The organism is Streptomyces maremycinicus, from assembly GCF_001184025.1.
Lineage (GTDB): Bacteria > Actinomycetota > Actinomycetes > Streptomycetales > Streptomycetaceae > Streptomyces > Streptomyces maremycinicus.
This window is the reverse complement of the sequence record NZ_BBYG01000014.1, coordinates 551,543-569,330: the sequence shown is the minus strand read 5'-3', so window position 1 is coordinate 569,330 and position 17,788 is coordinate 551,543. Positions and strand designations below refer to the sequence as shown.

Here is a 17,788-nt window from a genome sequence, read left to right as displayed (position 1 = left end):
GCCTCGCCGTGCGCGCCGCCTCCGTACGCCAGCGGATGGAGGACGCGCGACTGCGCCACCATGACTGGATCCGCCTGCACGGCACCGACCTTCCCGAGGTCGATGACTGGACCTGGGACGGGTGAGACGCCGGCTCACCGGCGGCCGGCCAGGGCGCACGGACCGGGGCGCAGGGCGCAGGAGGAGGGGCAGCCGGCGGCCCGTCGTGCGCCCTGGTACGGCGTCCCGCCCGGTGCTTACAGTGGTCGGCCGGCCCTGTGCGCGGATCCGGCGGGGCGAGTCCCACCCCGGTGGTCACCGGTCGTCCTCGTCCCCCGCCGGCACGCGTCCGGACCCGGGCACGGCTCCGTGCACCGGAGCTGCTCCCGGGGCGACGGGTGCGACGACCACCCGCGCGACAGGCACCATCCGTGACACCGCTCGTGCCGTGTGCGGGCCCGTCCGCGGTACGAGCGCGCGTCGACAGCCGCTGGAGGCCGCTGTGTCCCGACCGTGCATCGCCCTGATCGCCGACCCCACCTCGCCCGAAGGCTGCCGTGAGTATCTCGCCGACGCCGTGGAACTGCTCACCGGCGCCCCGCCCGTCCGGGTCGACTCCCGGCACTTCGCGACCGGGGGAACCGGTCGCGGCGTCCGCGACGGAGGCCGGTTACGGCTCCAGGTCCCCGAGGAGCGGCTGGACTTCGTGCCCGACGTCGTCCTCCTCTACGAGATCCCCCCGCACCACCGGCGGGCCCTCGCGGGCTTCCAGGAGCTCCTGGAGACCCACGACGTGGTGACCCTGGCCGCCGGGCCCGACGCCTGGCGGACGGCGACCGAGAAGAACCTCACCGTCGAACGCTTCCTCCGGGACGGTGTCGCCCAGATGGAGACCGCCGTGCTGTCCCGGCCCTCCCGCCGGGAGGCGGCCGACGCCTTCGACCGGCTCGGCCGCGACACCTGGGCCCGGCCCGTCGTCGGCACCGGCGGCAACGACACCTTCCATGTCACCACGCCGGGCCAACTGGAGCTCGCCGCCGCCTACTACGCGGAACGCGGCACCGACTGGCTGCTCTCCCGCGACGCGGGCAACATCACCGCCGACGGCCGGCGCCACCAGTTCCGTGTCTTCGTCCTCGGCGACCGCGTCGTGCACGCCCGCGAGCACCTCCAGGCGCAGACCGACACCCCGTGCAACACCTGCCAGGGCGCCACAGCCGTCCACATCGCCCCGCAAGACCTCCAGCCCCGGCTCGCCGAACTCGCCGTGGCGGCCACCGCCTCGGTCGGGCTGCCCTTCGCGGGCGTCGACCTGGCGGTGGAGAACGGCGGGGTCGTCTTCGAGGTCAACGTCCAGCCCGCCTTCGTCGACGGCGAACTCGAACTCCGGGCGGTGGCGGTGCCGTACGTCCAGGCGCATCTGGACGCCTTCGCGCCGGCGTTCGGCGGCCCGGCCCGGGGGCTCACAGCTTCAGCGTGAACCAGGTCGCCTTGCCCTCGTCCGTCGGCCGTACCCCCCAGTCGGCGGCGAGGGCACGGACCAGGATCAGACCGCGGCCGGACTCGGCGTGCTCGACCGGTGCCCGCGGCTGGGGGAGCTGCGGGCTGCGGTCGCTGACCTCGACGGTGAGGTCTGTGGCGGTGCGGTGCAGATGCAGGCCGATCGGGCCCACGGAGTGCTGCACGGCGTTCGTCAGTGTCTCCGACAGCAGCAGGAGTGCGTCGTCGGCCCGCTCCGTACAGTTCCACGAGGTCAGCGTCTTGTGCAGAAACGCCCGCCCTTCCGGTACGGAGACCGGGGCGGCCGGCAGGTGGGTGGTGACGGCGGCCAGCGGGGCGGCCGGCAGCTGGGTGAGCAGCAGGGTGACGTCGTCGTTGTGGCCGTCGGCGTCCGGCAGCAGTCCCGCGAGGACCTGGTCAGCCGCCGCCTCCAGACACGGCGTCGAGACGAACAACCTGTTGAGCAGTACGGTCAGTTCACCGATGCGCACCTCGATGTCGCTGCCCGGTGTCTCGATCAGGCCGTCCGTGTAGAGCACCAGCGTGGCCCCGGGCGGGATCTCCGAACTGGACTGCTCGTACAGGATGTCGCCCACGCCGAGCGGAGCGTTGACCGGACAGGGCAGGGGGGTGACGCCCGTACCCAGTCCGGCGATCAGCACCGGCAGGTGTCCCGCCGAGCACACCGTGACCGTGCCCGTGTCCGGGGCGATCACCAGGTAGCAGCAGGTGACGAGCTGGTCGGGCACATCGAGGTCGGCGACACAGGTGTCCAGCGCCCGCATCAGCTGCCGGGGCTGCATACCGGTCTTGGCCAGCGCGTGCGCGGCCGAGCGCAACTGGCCCATCACGGCGGCGGCCTCCAGCCCGCGGCCCATGACGTCGCCTATCAGCACCCCCACCCGGTCGGCGCCCAGCGGGATCAGGTCGAACCAGTCGCCCCCCACACCGGCGCCCTGGGTGGCGGGCCGGTAGCGGCTCGCGGTGGCCAGACCGGGCAGGGCGGGCGGCGTGCCCATCAGACTGCGCTGGAGGGTCAGGGCGATGTGCCGCTGCTGCTCGTACAGGGCCGTGAGCTCGGCCTCCGCCCGCTTGCGGTCGCTGATGTCGCGGACGATCGCGCACGCCCCGACCACCCTGCCGTCGGTGTCCCGGGTCGGCCACAGCGTGACGTCCACGTCGCGCGGCACCCCGGTGCTGGTCATCCGCAGCGTCTCGTAGTGCTCGACCTTCTCGGCGTGCCGCAGCCGCTGGAGCAGCTCGCGGACCTCGCCCCGCAGTTCCGGCGGGGCCAGCAGCGAGACGTGCCGGCCGATGGCCTCCTCGGCCGTGTAGCCGTACAGGCGCTGCGCTGCCGCGTTCCAGTAGGTGATGTACCCGTCGAGGGTGTGGGCGAGGATCGCGTCCTGGGAGGACTCCACGAGCGCGGCGAGCTCGTTGATGCGCGCCTCGGCCGCCTTGCGGTCGCTGACGTCGCGCACGGCGGCCGAGACCAGGAGCCCGTCTGCCGTCTCCAGGGGGCTCAGGCTGATCTCGACGGGGAACTCCGTGCCGTCCTTGCGCAGCCCGTGCAGTTCCAGCCCGGCACCCATCGGGCGCACCTGGCGGTTGGCGGTGTAGCCGCTCCGGTGCGCGGTGTGCTGGTGGTGGAACCGGTGCGGGATGAGCAGCTCGACCGGCTGGCCGAGCAGTTCCTCGCGACCGTGCCCGAACAGGGCCTCGGTCTGGGCGTTGACGAGCCTGATGATGCCGGAGTCGTCGACGATGACCATGGCGTCCGGCGCCGCCTCCAGCAGCCCCCGGAACCTCTCCTCGGCCCCGCCGACCGCCCCCTGCGAGGACTGCGCTCCGCAGCCGCACCGTTTCTGCTGAGCCGTCTGCTGAGCCGTCTGCTGAGTCTTCTGCTGCACGCCGCGTTGCGCGGTACCCGCTCCCGCGCCCGCCCCCGTGCCCGCGCGCCGCGCTGGTTCCGCCCGCATCACGTCGGCCATCTTCCACCTCATCCCGCACGACGAATCAGGCCATCTCAGCGCTTCCGGCCCGCCCGCGCCGGGCGTTGTCGCTTACTGTCCGCCGCCTGTCCGAACCTGAGCGCGACCGAACCGATCAGTATTCGAGAAGCGCCGGTCATCGGGTCCCGGCTAGCGTGGCGTCGGTCAGAACGAGCCAGGCGACGCCCAGGCCCGCGAAGGCGGTCACGAGCGGCAGAGGGAAGACGGAGAGACGATGAGCATGGCCAGGAAGACGGACCCGCCGCCCGCGCAGCACATCGCCGACAGCCATGGTCTGATCCGCGTGCACGGCGCCGGCGAGAACAACCTCAAGGACGTCAGCATCGAGATCCCGAAGCGCCGGCTGACGGTGTTCACCGGCGTCTCCGGCTCGGGCAAGAGCTCCCTGGTGTTCGACACGATCGCCGCGGAGTCGCAGCGGCTGATCAACGAGACCTACAGCGCCTTCGTCCAGGGTTTCATGCCGACGCTGGCGCGGCCCGAGGTCGACGTCCTCGAAGGGCTGACCACCGCGATCATCGTCGACCAGCAGCGGATGGGTTCCGACCCCCGCTCCACCGTCGGTACCGCCACCGACGCCAACGCCATGCTGCGCATCCTGTTCAGCAGGCTCGGACAGCCGCACATCGGCCCGCCCACCGCCTACTCCTTCAACACCGCCTCGGTCCGGGCGAGCGGCGGGATCACCGTCGAGCGCGGCACCAAGAAGACGGTGAAGGCGACCTACCAGCGCACCGGCGGCATGTGTGTGCGCTGCGAGGGCCGCGGCACGGTCTCCGACATCGACCTCACCCAGCTCTACGACGACAGCAAGTCGCTCAACGAGGGCGCGCTCACCATCCCCGGCTACAGCATGGACGGCTGGTACGGCCGGATCTTCAGCGGCTGCGGCTTCTTCGACCCGGACAAACCGATCCGCGGGTTCACCAAGAGGGAGCTGCACGACCTCCTGTACAAGGAGCCGACGAAGATCAAGGTCGACGGCATCAACCTGACGTACGAAGGGCTGATCCCGAAGATCCAGAAGTCGATGCTGGCCAAGGATATCGAGGCGCTCCAGCCGCACATCAGGGCGTTCGTGGAGCGGGCGATGACCTTCGCCGTCTGCCCCGAGTGCGACGGCACCCGGCTCAGCGAGGGCGCCCGCTTGTCGAAGATCGGCGAGGTCAGCATCGCCGACGCCTGCGCGATGCAGATCAGCGACCTGGCCGCCTGGGTCCGCGGCCTCGACGAGCCGTCGGTGGCGCCGCTGCTCACCGCGCTCCGGCACACCCTCGAGTCGTTCGTGGAGATCGGTCTGGGCTATCTCTCGCTCGACCGGCCGTCGGGCACGCTGTCCGGCGGCGAGGCGCAGCGCGTCAAGATGATCCGCCACCTCGGCTCCTCGCTCACCGATGTCACCTACGTCTTCGACGAGCCCACCACGGGGCTGCACCCGCACGACATCAGCCGGATGAACGACCTGCTGCTGCGGCTGCGGGACAAGGGCAACACGGTGCTCGTCGTGGAGCACAAGCCGCAGACCATCGCGATCGCCGACCATGTGGTCGATCTCGGCCCGGGGGCCGGGGCGGCGGGCGGCACCGTCTGCTTCGAGGGCACCGTCGAGGGGCTGCGGTCCGGCGGCACCGTCACCGGCCGCCATCTCGACGACCGGGCCGCGGTCAAGGAGACCGTGCGCAAGCCCACCGGCACGCTGGAGATCCGCGGCGCGTCGGCGCACAACCTGCGCAACGTCGACGTCGGCATCCCGCTCGGGGTGCTCTGCGTCGTCACCGGCGTGGCGGGCTCCGGCAAGAGCTCGCTCGTGCACGGGTCGATCCCGGCGGGCGAGGGCGTCGTGTCGGTCGACCAGGGCGCGATCCGCGGCTCCCGGCGCAGCAACCCGGCGACGTACACCGGGCTGCTCGACCCGATCCGCAAGGCGTTCGCGAAGGCCAACGGCGTGAAGCCGGCCCTGTTCAGCGCCAACTCCGAGGGCGCCTGCCCGACGTGCAACGGCGTCGGCGTCGTCTTCACCGATCTGGCGATGATGGCGAGCGTGGCCACCACCTGCGAGGAGTGCGAGGGGAAGCGGTACCAGGCGGCGGTCCTGGAATACCACCTCGGCGGCCGCGACATCAGCGAGGTGCTCGCGATGTCGGTGCGCGAGGCCGAGGAGTTCTTCGGCGCCGGTGAGGCGAGCACGCCGGCCGCGCACCGCGTGCTGGGCCGCCTGGCCGACGTCGGGCTCGGTTATCTGAGCCTCGGCCAGCCGCTCAGCACGCTGTCCGGCGGCGAGCGGCAGCGGCTGAAGCTGGCCACCCACATGGCCGACAAGGGCGGTGTCTACGTGCTCGACGAGCCGACCACCGGCCTGCACCTCGCCGACGTCGAGCAACTGCTCGGCCTGCTCGACCGGCTCGTCGACGCCGGCAAGTCGGTCATCGTCGTCGAGCACCACCCGGCGGTGATGGCGCACGCCGACTGGATCATCGACCTCGGTCCCGGAGCGGGTCACGACGGCGGCCGGATCGTCTTCGAGGGCACCCCCGCCGATCTCGTCGCCGCACGCACCACCCTCACCGGGGAGCACCTCGCGGACTACGTCGGCGCCTGACCGGCGCACGGCCGGAGGCAGCGGGGTGGGCCGTCACCACCGTGACGGCCCACCCCGCTCGACTCCTCCCGTGTGGCCCGGCGCCGCCCGGTGCCGACGGGCTCCGGTGGCCCTTCGGTGCGGCCCGCGGGCGGTCGGCGGTCAGTGAGAGCCCAGACCGCCCCCGCCGAACGAGCCGCTGCTGCCCCGGCTCCAGCGCGGCCGCTTCTTGTCCGCGCTCGACCGGGTCTGCATGTTGGTCAGTTCGTACGGCGTCAGGGGGCGGCCGCCCTTCGCCATCCGGGGCACCTCGTCGGGCTCCCGGTTCTCGCGTATCTCGCGCACCGCGCCGTCCGGCGGCAGATGCGGCTGTTCCTCGGGGCGCGGCCGGGCCGGCTCGCGCGACTTCACCCGCGTGCCCAGCCAGAAGCTGCCGCCCAGAACGGCCAGGAGGGCCAGGCCGACCACGAACATCACCAGGCTGAGCAGGCCGCTCGCGGCGGCCAGTTGAACGCTTGCGGTAGTCATATGAGGCGAATACCCAACAAATCGGGCATGAACCCGCCATCCCGGACGCGTGACTTTCCGTCCACTCTCCTTCACTGTCGGCGACCCGCGGCCCCTCCGGGCCGGTCCGCGGGTTTCGCGCCGCACCGCCCGGTCACCCGTCAGGGGTGACTCCGACGACATCTCACACGTACCAGACATCGCAACAGGAGCTGTTCCGCTTCCTGGAGGACCGCTTCGCGTGCGCCCAGGCCTGCACCGAGTGTGCGCGGGCCAGCGCGCTGCGCGCGAGCCTCGTGGATCCGGACGGCGCCGACGACCAGGCGCTGCTGCGCCGCAAGGGCATCATGTGCGCGGAGGTGTGCGACGCGACCTGCCGCGTGCTCTCCGAGGACAACCGGCTGGACGAGGCCGGTATCCGCGCCCAGCTGGAGTGGTGCCGGACCGTCTGCCTGGAGACCGCCCACGTCTTCGACAAGCATCCGGGAGCCGAGGAGAGCGCCGACGCCTGCCGGGCCTGCGCCCAGGCCTGCACGGAGTTCATCGGGACGCTGGTCTGAGGTCCGGCCGACCCCGGGCCGGGAATCCGGGGCGAGGGAAGGGAGCCCCGGCCATTCCCAATTTCTGGAACACGTTCTACCGTGTGCGCCGTCAGGACCGGCCTTGGGGAGCCAGGAGGCGCCGTGCACCTCGACCACCCGCCCGAGCAACTGCGGCTGCGCGCCGAACTGCGCGCCTACTTCGCCGAACTGGTGCCGCACAACGCCTACGCCCGGCACGTCGACCCGGTCGCCGCGAAACGCTTCTACCGCGCCACGATCCGCCGCCTCGGCGCGGACGGCTGGCTCGGCGTCGGCTGGCCGAAGGAGTACGGGGGCCGCGGCCTCACCCCGGTCGAGCAGTTCGTCTTCTTCGACGAGGCCGCCCAGGCGGGCGTCCCGCTGCCGCTGATGGCACTCAACACGGTCGGACCGACGATCATGCGGTACGGCACCGACGAGCAGAAGGCGTACTTCCTGCCGAAGATCCTCGCCGGTGAGATCGACTTCGCGATCGGCTACAGCGAACCCGACGCGGGCACCGACCTCGCCGCGCTCAGGACCCGCGCGGTGCGCGAGGGCGACACCTACGTCGTCAGCGGGCAGAAGATCTGGACGACCAACGGCGACACCGCCGACTGGGTGTGGCTCGCCGTGCGCACCGACCCCGAGGCGCCGCCGCACAAGGGCATCTCCATGCTCCTCGTGCCGACCACCGACCCCGGCTACTCCTGCACGGTCATCCGCACCCTCGCCTCCCACGACACCACCGCCAGCTACTACGAGAACGTGCGGGTGCCCGTCTCCCGGCGCGTCGGCGCGGAGAACCAGGGCTGGCGGCTCATCACCAACCAGCTCAACCACGAGCGGGTGACCCTGGCCGCGCACGGCACGATGGCGATCCGCGCCCTGCACGACGTACAGCGCTGGGCGACGGAGACCAAGCTCGCCGACGGCCGCCGGGTGATCGACCTGCCCTGGGTGCGCCGGCGGCTCGCCCTCACCCATGTCAGGCTCGACGCGCTCAAGCTCCTCAACTGGCAGATGGTCGCCGCCCTCCAGAACGGCACCCTCACCCCGCAGGACGCCTCCGCCGTCAAGGTCTACGGCTCGGAGGCCCGCCGGGACGCCTACGCCTGGCTGCTGGAGGTCGTCGCCGCCCCCGGCGCCCTCCAGGAGGGCTCGGCCGGCGCCGTGCTGCACGGTGAACTCGAACGCGGCTACCGTTCCGCCGTGATCTTCACCTTCGGCGGCGGCAACAACGAGATCCAGCGGGAGATCATCTCGTGGATCGGCCTGGGGATGCCGCGGGTCCGGCGATAGCCTGCCGGTATGAAGGCCGACCCCGGGCTGTTCGGCCCCACCAGCGTGACCTGGCAGGTTCACAGCGACCCGATGATGTGGGTCGCCGGGGTGCGCGCGCTGTACCTCCAGGCGCTCCACCCGCGGGCGGTGCGCGGGGTCGTCCAGAACTCCGACTTCCGCCAGGACGCCTGGGGACGGCTGATGCGCACCGCCGACTTCGTCGGGACCACGACCTACGGCACCACCGAGGCCGCCGAGAAGGCGGGCGCCCGCGTCCGCAAGATCCATCGCCTGCTCTCCGCTACCGATCCGGCCACCGGGGAGCGGTACGGCGTCGACGAACCCGGGCTGCTGCTGTGGGTGCACTGCGCCGAGATCGACTCCTACCTGCACGTCCTGCGCCGCTCCGGCTACCCCCTCACCGACGCCGCGGCCGACCGCTACCTGGCCGAACACCGCGTCGGCGCACGGCTGGTGGGTCTCGACCCGGAGGCGGTGCCCGCCGACCGCACCGGCATGGACGCGTACTTCGACAAGACGCTCCCCGAACTCGCCGCCGGGCCGGAGGCGCGCGAGGTGGACGACTTCCTGCGGCGGCCGCCGGTCCACCCCCTGCTCGTCCCGGCGCGCGCCCTGCTGTGGCGGCGGGTGGCACACCTGGCGTACGCCTCCCTGCCGCCGTACGCCCACCGGCTGTACGGCAGACGGGCCCCGGAACCCGCCACCGTCACCCGGGAGTTGCGGGCCATGGGCACCCTGCTGCGCCGCGTCCCCGCACGTCTGCGGTGGCAGCTCCCGCCCCGGCACGTCCTGCGGGCCATGGCGAGGCTCGGCCCCGAAGCCCGCCCTGCCCCGTTCAAAGTCGGGCGATAGACCGCCATACTGGGCGGGCCAGGGGAGGGCCGGAAGGCGACGGGGGCGGCGCACTATGGCGGAGAGCAGGCTCATCCAGGGCCGGTACCGGCTGCTGGACCGGATCGGGCGCGGTGGCATGGGCGAGGTGTGGCGGGCCCGTGACGAGTCCCTCGGCCGGCAGGTGGCCGTCAAGTGCCTCAAACCGATCGCCCCGCACCACGACCCGTCCTCCGGGCGCGTCCTGCGGGAACGGTTCCGGCGCGAGGGCCGCGTCGCGGCCGCGCTCCAGCACCGCGGGGTGACGGTCGTCCATGACTTCGGCGACAGCGACGGCGTCCTCTTCCTGGTCATGGAGCTGCTCGACGGCAGCGACCTGTGCCGGCTGCTGGACGACAACGAGCGCCGTCCGCTGCCCGTCCACGACGTCGTGGAGATTGCCGACCAGGTCGCCGCGGCCCTCGCCTACACCCACCGGCAGGGCGTCGTGCACCGCGACCTGAAGCCCGCGAACATCGTGCGGCTCGCCGACGGCACGGTGAAGATCTGCGACTTCGGCATCGCCCGCCTCGGCCACGACATCGGCTTCACCTCCCGGCTCACCGGCACCGGCATCGCCATGGGCACCCCGCACTACATGTCTCCGGAGCAGATCGGCGGCGAGGAGGTCGACCAGCGCAGCGACCTCTACTCGCTGGGCTGCGTGCTGTACGAGATCGCCACCGGCGCCCCGCCGTTCGACCTGGACGACCCCTGGGCGATCCTCGTCGGCCACCGGGACACCCCGCCCAGGCCACCGCGCGAACACCGCCCCGAACTGCCCGACCACCTCGGCAGGATCATCCTGGACCTGCTGGCGAAACAGCCCGACGAGCGCCCCCAGGACGCCCGGGAGATCGTCCGGCGCATCGCCGCGGGCCGCACCGCACCGGGGTACGTGCCGACGCTGGTGACACCCCGCCCCGAGCCGCGGTCGCCCGGACCCGCCGGGCGCGAGCCGCGGCTGCCGCCCTGGACGCGGGGCATGACCACCGGTCACAAGGCCACCGGCGCCGGACCGCGGGCCGTGCCGCCGGACGCGGGCGCGGCCCTGACCGGCGAGTGGACACCCCGGCCGGCGCTCGGCGCGGTCCCCGTACCGCGGGCCCCGACGGCGCCGTCCGCGCGGGCGCTCACCGCGCTCGCCGGCCGGCACGGCGCGGGCCTCGGCCTGGGGCGGCTCGGCCGCTGGGCGGAGGCCGGGGAGGTGCACCGCGCCGTCGCCGCCGAACGCGCGCACCTGCTCGGCGCGGACCACCCCGAGACGCTCGCCAGCCGGTACGAGGTCGCCTTCACCCTCAGCCGCACCGGCCGCGCCGCCGACGCGCTGCGCGAGTACCGGCACGTGGCCGCCGCCCGCACCCGGGTGCTCGGCGCCGACCACGCCGACACCCTCGCCACCCGGCAGGAGATGGCCTACGTGCTCGGCCGGCTGGGCCGCCACTACGACGCGCACCAGGAGTACGTCTCCGTCCTCGCCGCCCGGGTGCGCACGGCCGGAGCCGACCACCCCGACACGCTGCGCTGCCGTCACAACCTCGCCTTCAACCTCAGCAGACTCGGCCGTCTCGAGGAGTCCTACCGGATGGCGGGCGAGGTGGCCGCCGCCCGCGCCCGCGTCCTGGGCCCCGACCATCCGGACACCCTGGTCACCCGTTACGAGGTCGCCTACGCCCTGGGCCAGTTGGGCCGCTGGCCGGAAGCCCTCCGGACCTACCGGGAGGTCGCGGCGGCCCGCGCGCGGGCCCTCGGCCCCGACCACCCCGACACCCTCGCCGCCCGCTACGAGACCGGCATCAGCCTCGGCCGCCTCGGCCGCAGCACGGAGGCGCTCCAGCTCTACCGCGACCTCGTGGACGACCGCACCCGCATCCACGGCCCGGCGCACCCCGAGACCCTGCGGGCCCGCCACGGTCTCGGCGTCAACCTCGGCCGGCTGGGCCGCTGGGAGGAGGCCCTCGCCGAGTCCCGGGACGTCCGCGCCATCCGCGAGCGCGTGCTCGGCGCCGACCACCCCGACACGCTGGTCAGCCGCCGCGAGGTCGCCGTCGGCCTGGGCTGGCTCGGCCGCTGGGCCGACGCGCTGACCGAGTACCGGCGGGTGGCCGCCGCCCGCGAGCACCTCCTGGGCGCCGACCACCCCGACACCCTCGCCGCCCGCAGCGACGAGGCCCACTGCCTGGAACGCCTCGGCCGGGGCCAGGAAGCGGCCGAGCTGTACCGGAGGGTCGCGGTGCTCCAGCGGCACCGTGCGGCCGGCGGAGCGTGAGCCCGCACCCCTGGCCGACCTTGATCGGCTCGTGTTACGAAGAACCATGCCTGAACACGAGGGACACCAGGGACACCAGGCAGACCCGGGACACCGGGATCTGCGGGGACACCGCTCCTACGACGTCGTGATCGTCGGCGGCGGGCACAACGGGCTGGTCGCCGCCGCCTATCTGGCCCGGGCCGGCCGGTCCGTGCTGGTGCTGGAGCGGCTCGGCCACACCGGCGGCGCCGCCGTCTCGACCCGCCCGTTCACCGGCGTGGACGCCCGTCTGTCACGCTACTCGTACCTGGTGAGCCTGCTGCCGCGGAAGATCGTGCGGGACCTGGGGCTGGACTTCCGCGTCCAGGGCCGCACCATCTCCTCCTACACCCCCGTGGAACGCGGCGGGCGGCCCACCGGACTGCTCGTCGGCGGCGGGGAGGAACGCACCCGGGAGGCCTTCGCACGGCTGACCGGCGGCGAGCGCGAGTACGCGGCCTGGCAGCGTTTCTACGGCATGACCGGCCGCCTGGCCCAGCGGGTCTTCCCCACCCTCACCGAACCGCTCCCCACCCGGGAGGAGCTGCGCCGCCGCGTCGACGACGAGGAGGCCTGGCGGACCCTGTTCGAGGAGCCCGTGGGTGTCGCCGTCGAGGAGCGCTTCGCGGACGACCTGGTGCGGGGTGTGGTCCTCACCGACGCCCTCATCGGTACCTTCGCCGACGCCCACGACCCGTCCCTGAAGCAGAACCGCTGCTTCCTCTACCACGTGATCGGCGGCGGCACCGGCGCCTGGGACGTACCCGTGGGCGGGATGGGCGCCCTGACCGACGCCCTCGCCACCGCCGCCCGGGAGGCGGGCGCCGTCCTGGCCACGGGGCACGAGGCCGTCCGCGTCGACACGGACGGACGTACGGCGGAGGTCACCTACCGCACCGCCGACGGCGAGGGCGTCGCCACCGCCCGGCACGTCCTGGTGAACGCCTCCCCGCAGACGCTCGCGGCCCTCACCGGCGACGAGCCGCCCGTCCCTGCCGAGGGCGCCCAGCTCAAGGTGAACATGCTGCTCACGCGCCTGCCCAGGCTGCGGGACCGCTCCGTCGACCCGCGCGAGGCGTTCGCCGGGACCTTCCACATCGCCGAGGGCTACGAGCAGCTCGCCGTCGCGCACGCCCAGGCGGCCGCCGGCGAACTGCCCGCCGTCCCGCCCTCCGAGATCTACTGCCACTCCCTGACCGACCCCACGATCCTCGGGCCGGACCTCGTCGAACGGGGATACCAGACGCTGACACTGTTCGGCCTGCACACCCCCGCCCGGCTCTTCGCACGGGACAACGACGCCGTGCGCGAGGAACTGCTCAGGACGACCCTCGCCCAGCTCGACGCCCGGCTCGACGAGCCCCTCGCCGACTGTCTGGCCACCGACGCCGACGGCCGCCCCTGCATCGAGGCGCGGACCCCGCTGGACCTGGAACGCGACCTCGGGCTGCCCGGCGGCAACATCTTCCACCGCGATCTGACCTGGCCCTACGCGCGGGAGGGCGCCGGCCGCTGGGGTGTGGAGACCCGGCACGCCAACGTGCTGCTGTGCGGCGCGGGCGCGGTGCGCGGTGGAGGGGTGAGCGGGGTGCCGGGACACAACGCGGCGATGGCGGTGCTGGAGGAGCCGGCCACCGGCTGAGCCGCCCCGGGATCAGGCCCGCATGCCCCCGTCGACCCGCAGGACCGTGCCCGTGACGTAGGACGCCCGGTCGCTCAGCAGCCAGGCCGCGGCCTGGGCGATCTCGTCCGGATCGGCGGCGCGGCCCAGCGGGGTGAGCGCGTTGAGCCCGTCGACGATGCCCGGGGTGCTCGTCTCCCAGGCGTCGATCATCTCCGTCAGCGTCGTACCGGGTGCGATGGCGTTGACGCGGATGCCCTCGGGGCCGTAGGTGGCGGCGGCCGACGCGGTCAGGCTGTTCAGCGCCCGCTTCGCCGCGCCGTACACCGGGAGCGCCGGGTTGGCCATCAGGCTGCCGACGCTGGAGGTGTTGACGACGGCGCCGGTCCCGGAGGTGGCGCGGATCGCGGCGATCTGCGCCTTCATCGCCAGCCAGGGCCCCTTGAGGTTGACCGCGAGGACGTGGTCGAAGTCGCTCTCCGCCAGCCCGTCCAGCGGGCCGGGCGGCTGGATGGTGGCCGCGTTGTTGAAGGCGACGTCGAGCCTGCCGTACAGCTCCACGGTCCGGTCCACGGCTGCTCGCACGCTCGCCGGATCGGCCAGGTCGCAGCGCACGTACTCCGCGGTGCCGCCGGCGGCCCGGATCTCCTCGGTCACCGCCTCGAGCTGGCTCCGCGTACGGGCGGTGAGGAGCACCCGGGCGCCTTCCCGGGCGAACAGCCGGGCCGCGGCGGCGCCGATGCCCCGACCGGCGCCGCTGACGAAGGCGACCTTGCCGGCGAGCAGGCCCGACGCCGGGTGGGAAGCAGCGGGGGAGGGGGATGTGGTCGTCGTGTGGTTCATGCCGACGAGCCTGCGCCCGGCCGCGCCGCCCATCCAGGCACCGCCGGTACCTGGCTCGGCGTTCGGCGGTCCGCGCACACTGGAGGCGTGGACCGACGAGAACTGGCCGCTTTCCTGCGCGGCCGACGCGAACGCATCACCCCCACCGACGTGGGACTGCCCGCCGGAGCGCGCCGGCGCACCCCCGGGCTGCGCCGCGAGGAGGTGGCCCAGCTGGCGTTCATCTCGACCGAGTACTACACCCGGCTGGAGCAGGCCCGTGCCCCGCACCCGTCCCGCGAGGTGCTGGCCCAGATCGCCCGCGCCCTGCGGCTGTCGGACGCCGAGCGCGACCATCTCCACCACCTCGCGGGCACACCGCCGGGACCTCCGCCCGGCCCCTCGCGCGAGGTGCGGCAGAGCATCGTCGACCTGCTGGACCGGCTGCCGCGTGCCGCGGCGATCGTGCTGTCCGCGACCTACGAGGTCATCGCCTGGAACGCGCTGGCCGCCGCCCTCCTGGAGGACTTCTCCGCGCTCCCGCGGCGTGACCGCAACCTCGTCCGGCGGGCCTTCCTCGAACCCTGGCGCGGCGGTACGAGGCTGTACAGCGTGTCCGACGCCGAGGAGTTCGCCCGGACCGCGGCCCAGCATCTGCGCGGCGCCGCCGCCCGCTACCCCGGCGACCCCGAACTGACCGCGCTGATCGACGAACTCCTCACCGGCAGCCAGGAGTTCGCCGAGCTGTGGGCGGCCCACGAGGTGACCGCGCGGCCCACCCTGTGCAAGACCTTCGACCACCCCCTCGTCGGTCCCGTCTCCGTCAACTGCGATGTCCTGGACATCAGCGACCGGGACCAGCGGGTGGTCATCTACACGGCCACCCCCGGCTCGCCCTCCGAGGAGGCGCTGCGGCTGCTGTCGGTCGTGGGCACCCAGCGGATGCACGTCCCCGGCTGAGCCAGCAAATCTGACGGAGTATCAGAAAGAGGCTTCCGTCGTCGCACCGGCTGCGGCATCCTGCGCCCATGCAGACGGAGCTGAGCAAGCAACTGGGAGTCGAGCACGCCGTCTTCGGCTTCACGCCGTTCCCCGCCGTCGCCGCGGCCATCAGCCGTGCCGGCGGCTTCGGCGTGCTCGGCGCGGTCCGCTACACCGCGCCCGGCGACCTCGAGCGCGACCTCGACTGGATCGAGGCGCACGTCGACGGCAAGCCCTACGGCCTCGACGTCGTCATGCCCGCGAAGAAGGTCGAAGGCGTCACGGAGGCCGACGTCGAAGCGATGATCCCGGCGGCCCACCGGGAGTTCGTGCGGGAGACCCTCGCCAAGTACGGGGTGCCCGAACTGGCCGAGGGCGAGGTGTCCGGATGGCGGATCACCGGCTGGATGGAACAGGTCGCCCGCCGCCAGCTCGACGTCGCCTTCGACTACCCGATCCGGCTGCTGGCCAACGCCCTCGGCTCCCCGCCCGCCGACATCGTCGCCCGAGCCCACGAACGGGGCGTGCTCGTCGCCGCCCTCGCCGGGAGCGCCCGGCACGCCCGCAAGCACCGGGACGGCGGCATCGACATCGTCGTCGCCCAGGGCTACGAGGCGGGCGGCCACACCGGCGAGATCGCCTCCATGGTGCTCACCCCCGAGGTCGTCGAGGCAGTGGACCCCCTGCCGGTCCTCGCCGCCGGCGGCATCGGCAGCGGACAGCAGATCGCCGCCGCCCTCGCGCTGGGCGCCCAGGGCGTATGGCTCGGATCGGTCTGGCTGACCACCGCCGAGGCCGACCTGCGTTCGTCCGCCCTCACCCGCAAACTCCTCGCGGCCGGCTCCGGCGACACGGTCCGCTCCCGCGCCCTCACCGGGAAACCCGCACGCCAGCTGCGTACCGAATGGACCGACGCCTGGGACGCCGCCGACGGACCCGGCACCCTCCCCATGCCGCTCCAGGGGCTCCTGGTCGCCGAGGCCGTCTCGCGCATCCAGAAGTACGAGATCGACCCCCTGCTCGGCACGCCCGTCGGCCAGATCGTCGGCCGGATGAACGACGTCCGCGGCGTCCAGGCCGTCTTCGACGACCTCACCCGCGGCTTCGAGCGGGCCGTGGACCGCGTCAACCGCATCGCCGGAAGGAGCGGAACGTGACCAGCACACCCCCCGCGGGCTTCTGGGCCCAGGCCACCGAGGACCCCGACCGCACGGTCCTGATCGCGCCGGACGGCGAGGAGTGGAGCGCCGGACGCCTGCACGCCGCCGCCAACCGGCTCGTGCACGGACTGCGCGCGGCCGGCCTGGAGCGCGGCGACGCCTTCGCCGTCGTCCTGCCCAACTCCGCCGAGTTCTTCACCGCCCATCTCGCCGCCACCCAGGCCGGCTTCTACCTCGTCCCCGTCAACCACCACCTGGTGGGCCCCGAGATCGCCTGGATCGTCTCCGACTCCGGCGCCAAGGTCCTCCTCGCCCACGAGCGGTTCGCCGAGCAGGCGCACCGGGCCGCCGAGGAGGCCGGTCTGCCCGCCACCCACCGGTACGCCGTCGGCGAGGTGGAGGGCTTCCGGCCGTACGCCGAACTCCTCGCCGGACAGCCCGGGTCGCCGCCCGCCGACCGCACCCTCGGCTGGGTCATGAACTACACCTCGGGAACGACGGGCCGCCCGCGCGGCATCCGGCGTCCGCTGCCCGGCAAGCTGCCCGAGGAGGCCTACCTCGGCGGCTTCCTCGGCATCTTCGGCGTCCGGCCCTTCGACGACAACGTGCATCTCGTCTGCTCGCCGCTCTACCACACGGCGGTGCTCCAGTTCGCGGCCGCGTCCCTGCACATCGGCCACCCGCTGGTGCTGATGGACAAGTGGACGCCACAGGAGATGCTCCGTCTCATCGACACCCACCGGTGCACCCACACCCATATGGTCCCGACCCAGTTCCACCGGCTGCTGGCCCTCCCGGCGGAGGTCCGGGCACGCCACGACGTGTCCTCCATGCGGCACGCCATCCACGGTGCCGCGCCCTGTCCCGACCATGTGAAGCGGGCGATGATCGACTGGTGGGGCACCTGTGTCGAGGAGTACTACGCGGCCAGCGAGGGCGGCGGCGCCTTCGCCACGGCCGAGGACTGGCTGAAGCGGCCCGGCACGGTCGGCAAGGCCTGGCCCATCAGCGAACTGGCGGTCTTCGACGACGACGGCAACCGACTGCCGCCCGGCGAACTCGGCACGGTCTACATGAAGATGACCACCGGTGGCTTCAGCTACCACAAGGACGACGACAAGACGAGGAAGAACCGCATCGGCGACTTCTTCACCGTCGGCGACCTGGGCGTGCTCGACGAGGACGGCTACCTCTTCCTGCGCGACCGCAAGATCGACCTGATCATCTCGGGCGGCGTCAACATCTACCCCGCCGAGATCGAGTCCGCGCTGCTCGCCCACCCCGCCGTCGCCGACGCCGCCGCCTTCGGCATCCCGCACGACGACTGGGGCGAGGAGGTGAAGGCCGTCGTCGAACCGGCCCCCGGTCACACGCCGGGACCCGACCTCGCCGCCGCCCTCCTCGACCACTGCGCCGAACGGCTGGCCGGCTACAAGCGCCCCCGGAGCATCGACTTCATCACCGAGATGCCCCGCGACCCCAACGGCAAGCTCTACAAACGCCGGCTGCGGGAGCCGTACTGGGAGGGGCGGACGCGTCCCGTGTGACCGGGACCCGGAAGACCGGTCCGGCCCCCCGCCGTGGCGGGGCGCCGCCACGGCGG

14 protein-coding genes are annotated in these 17,788 nt (G+C 73.1%); 11 read left to right on the top strand and 3 right to left on the bottom strand.

Going from position 1 to position 17,788, the window contains the following annotated elements; translation table 11 throughout:
* Together AOQ37_RS42160 and AOQ37_RS20740 are read left to right on the top strand one after the other, a co-directional pair.
* The coding region (locus tag AOQ37_RS42160; RefSeq protein WP_374701531.1) for a phosphoketolase family protein at positions 1–125 on the top strand (125 nt) is incomplete at its 5' end.
* Positions 126–481: 356 nt separating this feature from the next.
* Complete coding sequence (locus tag AOQ37_RS20740; protein ID WP_062646049.1) at positions 482–1,459, top strand: ATP-grasp domain-containing protein; 978 nt, start codon at positions 482–484, stop codon at positions 1,457–1,459.
* On the opposite strand, the gene AOQ37_RS38900 is transcribed toward AOQ37_RS20740, so the two are convergent.
* On the bottom strand, positions 1,443–3,275 hold the full coding sequence (locus tag AOQ37_RS38900; RefSeq protein WP_234436966.1) for a PAS domain S-box protein: 1,833 nt from the start codon (positions 3,273–3,275) through the stop codon (positions 1,443–1,445). The two genes, AOQ37_RS20740 and AOQ37_RS38900, sit on opposite strands and share 17 nt — an antisense overlap.
* Positions 3,276–3,705: 430 nt before the next feature.
* On the opposite strand from AOQ37_RS38900, the gene AOQ37_RS20725 reads away from it, so the two are divergent.
* Complete coding sequence (locus AOQ37_RS20725; RefSeq protein ID WP_062646048.1) at positions 3,706–6,090, top strand: ATP-binding cassette domain-containing protein; 2,385 nt, start codon at positions 3,706–3,708, stop codon at positions 6,088–6,090.
* Between the two features lie 141 nt (positions 6,091–6,231).
* On the opposite strand, the gene AOQ37_RS20720 is transcribed toward AOQ37_RS20725, so the two are convergent.
* Positions 6,232–6,597, bottom strand: coding sequence for a DUF6479 family protein (locus tag AOQ37_RS20720; RefSeq protein ID WP_062646047.1), 366 nt, complete (start codon positions 6,595–6,597; stop codon positions 6,232–6,234).
* A gap of 146 nt (positions 6,598–6,743) precedes the next feature.
* Here AOQ37_RS20720 and AOQ37_RS20715 point away from each other — a divergent pair, with 146 nt between their 5' ends.
* The 5 genes from AOQ37_RS20715 to AOQ37_RS20695 all read left to right on the top strand — a co-directional run bounded on the left by AOQ37_RS20715 (position 6,744) and on the right by AOQ37_RS20695 (position 13,243).
* Positions 6,744–7,136, top strand: a complete 393-nt coding sequence (locus AOQ37_RS20715; protein WP_062646046.1) for a four-helix bundle copper-binding protein — start codon at positions 6,744–6,746, stop codon at positions 7,134–7,136.
* Positions 7,137–7,259: 123 nt separating this feature from the next.
* Complete coding sequence (locus AOQ37_RS20710) at positions 7,260–8,438, top strand: acyl-CoA dehydrogenase family protein (RefSeq protein WP_062646045.1); 1,179 nt, start codon at positions 7,260–7,262, stop codon at positions 8,436–8,438.
* Between the two features lie 9 nt (positions 8,439–8,447).
* Complete coding sequence (locus tag AOQ37_RS20705) at positions 8,448–9,293, top strand: oxygenase MpaB family protein (protein WP_062646044.1); 846 nt, start codon at positions 8,448–8,450, stop codon at positions 9,291–9,293.
* 55 nt (positions 9,294–9,348) lie between these two features.
* Positions 9,349–11,580, top strand: a complete 2,232-nt coding sequence (locus AOQ37_RS20700) for a serine/threonine-protein kinase (protein WP_062646043.1) — start codon at positions 9,349–9,351, stop codon at positions 11,578–11,580.
* 46 nt (positions 11,581–11,626) lie between these two features.
* Positions 11,627–13,243, top strand: coding sequence for a phytoene desaturase family protein (locus AOQ37_RS20695; RefSeq protein ID WP_062646042.1), 1,617 nt, complete (start codon positions 11,627–11,629; stop codon positions 13,241–13,243).
* A gap of 12 nt (positions 13,244–13,255) precedes the next feature.
* On the opposite strand, the gene AOQ37_RS20690 is transcribed toward AOQ37_RS20695, so the two are convergent.
* The gene (locus AOQ37_RS20690) at positions 13,256–14,065 is read right to left on the bottom strand and encodes an SDR family NAD(P)-dependent oxidoreductase (RefSeq protein WP_234436960.1); all 810 of its coding nucleotides are present in this window, start codon (positions 14,063–14,065) and stop codon (positions 13,256–13,258) included.
* Between the two features lie 87 nt (positions 14,066–14,152).
* Here AOQ37_RS20690 and AOQ37_RS20685 point away from each other — a divergent pair, with 87 nt between their 5' ends.
* From AOQ37_RS20685 to AOQ37_RS20675, 3 genes are all read left to right on the top strand, one after another.
* The gene (locus AOQ37_RS20685; RefSeq protein ID WP_062646041.1) at positions 14,153–15,004 is read left to right on the top strand and encodes a helix-turn-helix transcriptional regulator; all 852 of its coding nucleotides are present in this window, start codon (positions 14,153–14,155) and stop codon (positions 15,002–15,004) included.
* Positions 15,005–15,072: 68 nt separating this feature from the next.
* On the top strand, positions 15,073–16,182 hold the full coding sequence (locus tag AOQ37_RS20680; RefSeq protein ID WP_062646040.1) for an NAD(P)H-dependent flavin oxidoreductase: 1,110 nt from the start codon (positions 15,073–15,075) through the stop codon (positions 16,180–16,182).
* Positions 16,179–17,732 (top strand): acyl-CoA synthetase, encoded by a 1,554-nt coding sequence (locus AOQ37_RS20675; RefSeq protein ID WP_062646039.1) that lies wholly within the window; start codon positions 16,179–16,181, stop codon positions 17,730–17,732. The genes AOQ37_RS20680 and AOQ37_RS20675 overlap by 4 nt, the downstream gene beginning before the upstream one ends.
* Positions 17,733–17,788 lie beyond the last annotated feature (56 nt).